2 protein-coding genes are annotated in these 1,571 nt (G+C 50.6%); one reads left to right on the top strand and one right to left on the bottom strand.

The window, feature by feature from the left end; genetic code table 11:
* Window positions 1–78: 78 nt before the first annotated feature.
* On the top strand, window positions 79–618 hold the full coding sequence (locus DFR37_RS22675) for a plasmid pRiA4b ORF-3 family protein (protein WP_113935412.1): 540 nt from the start codon (window positions 79–81) through the stop codon (window positions 616–618).
* Between the two features lie 25 nt (window positions 619–643).
* Here the strand turns inward: DFR37_RS22675 and DFR37_RS22930 are convergent, their stop codons facing one another.
* A complete protein-coding gene (locus DFR37_RS22930; RefSeq protein ID WP_147251678.1) occupies window positions 644–1,063 on the bottom strand; it encodes a helix-turn-helix transcriptional regulator in 420 nt (139 codons plus the stop codon).
* Window positions 1,064–1,571: the final 508 nt, after the last annotated feature.

Below are 1,571 nucleotides of genomic sequence, written 5' to 3'. Positions count from 1 at the left end.
ATCCCTGAAAAGGATGGCATCAACTCAGTAAATTGCCCAGCGTCAACCGGCCAAGATAATTGACGCGCACCGGCCAAGATAGTTGACGCGCGACAGCGTGACAGCGCTCCGCTGATCTACCGAACGATTCTGGTGCCGGCCAACATTACCTTGCGTAAACTGCACGTGACCTTGCTCTGGGCCATGGGGTGGCAAGGTGGGCATTTGCATGAGTTCATCATCAACGACATGCACTACGGTGAGCCCGACCCTGATTACCCGGAGCACGATCTTAAAAATGAGCAACGGGTTCGCCTGGAAAAAGCGTTGGGGGGTGCGCACACCTTCGACTATCTCTACGACTACGGCGATGCCTGGTGGCATCGTGTCACGCTGCTAGAGCGGACCCAATTCGAAGGTCCTCTCGACTCGCCTTGGTGCTTGGACGGGGCTAACGCTTGCCCGCCAGAAGATGTGGGTGGCATACCTGGATACGAAGACTGCCCCCTATGCCGATTTTATTTATTAAGGGTGTCTTTTGATCAAGGCGTCAGGTTTCCGCAATCACATTTGACCGTACATCCGTTGGGTTCCACGTTTGTTAGGTGTTTGGGGGACTTCCTTCCTGCGGTTGTATAGAAGGGAGAGGGTACGTATGTGGTTTTCAGCCTTCTGCGATGAGAGCTAGTTGCTTTGCCTGAGACCTGCGCGAACGTGCTGCAGGTGACAGTTTCATCTGTGGTTGTTTTTTTGTCGCATTACTTCCGAGAGGTTCAGGGCTTTTGCTTAAGCCTTTATCGCTGGCTATGTCTTGATGTTTTGTTTGGAGCGTTGTTGGTTGTAATGGCGCTGAGGGCCCAGTTTGTTCGTCATGAGCTTTGACATGGGACACTTGAGTGACTTCTTGACTGATAAGGTAGGTATGTAGGTGTCCATAGAATACGTTTGGGTGCCAGAATGCTTTTCTACCAATGCTAACCGGTTTTGGCAGAAGCCCTTGATTAATGTAATTAGTGATACTTTTAGAGCAAACGCCCAAAATAGTTGCCGCCTCAAGTTTCGTGATTGGTTTAAAGCTTTGCATGTGAAGATACTCGTAGGTAAAGACCTTGTTGGGATGGTCTTATGTCTAGGTCTCGAGTTTATTCACTTTGCTTGATGCGATATTCCCGCGGGCGTGTGTCATCCTTAGGGCTGAGGCGAGGCTTTGCGTAATACCTGAAGGCTAATGGGCGAGTGGGAGGCACTAAGTGAGCTGCAAGTGCAAGGCAAAATCGGTGACAAATCGGTGACAAATTAGGGGTTTTTACTGCAGCTGGAATTAGAGGGAAAATACGGGAAGCAATGTGTAAGCCATTGATTTTGCTGCTATGATATGGGCTCACACCCCCTGGTTTAGTGCGCTTAAACTACGTTCGGGACGCAGGAGTCGCATGTTCGAATCATGTCGCCCCGACCAACGAATTCCATGAAAGCCCTTGTCTTGCAAGGGCTTTTCCCCGTTGGCCACTTCAAACTCCCCCACTTCTGGCCGGTCAAATTCCCCCAGGCAGGACAGTCAGATTATCAATCATCGGTGCTGCTGCGCGCAA

Source organism: Eoetvoesiella caeni (assembly GCF_003315175.1).
GTDB classification, from domain to species: Bacteria; Pseudomonadota; Gammaproteobacteria; order Burkholderiales; family Burkholderiaceae_B; genus Eoetvoesia; species Eoetvoesia caeni.
This window is presented reverse-complemented; position numbering and strand designations above follow the sequence as displayed.

What these genes read in the sequence shown, in the direction of transcription:
- DFR37_RS22930 (WP_147251678.1), bottom strand. Translation starts at nt 1,063, where the DNA reads ATGCAAAGCTTTAAACCAATCACGAAACTTGAGGCGGCAACTATTTTG.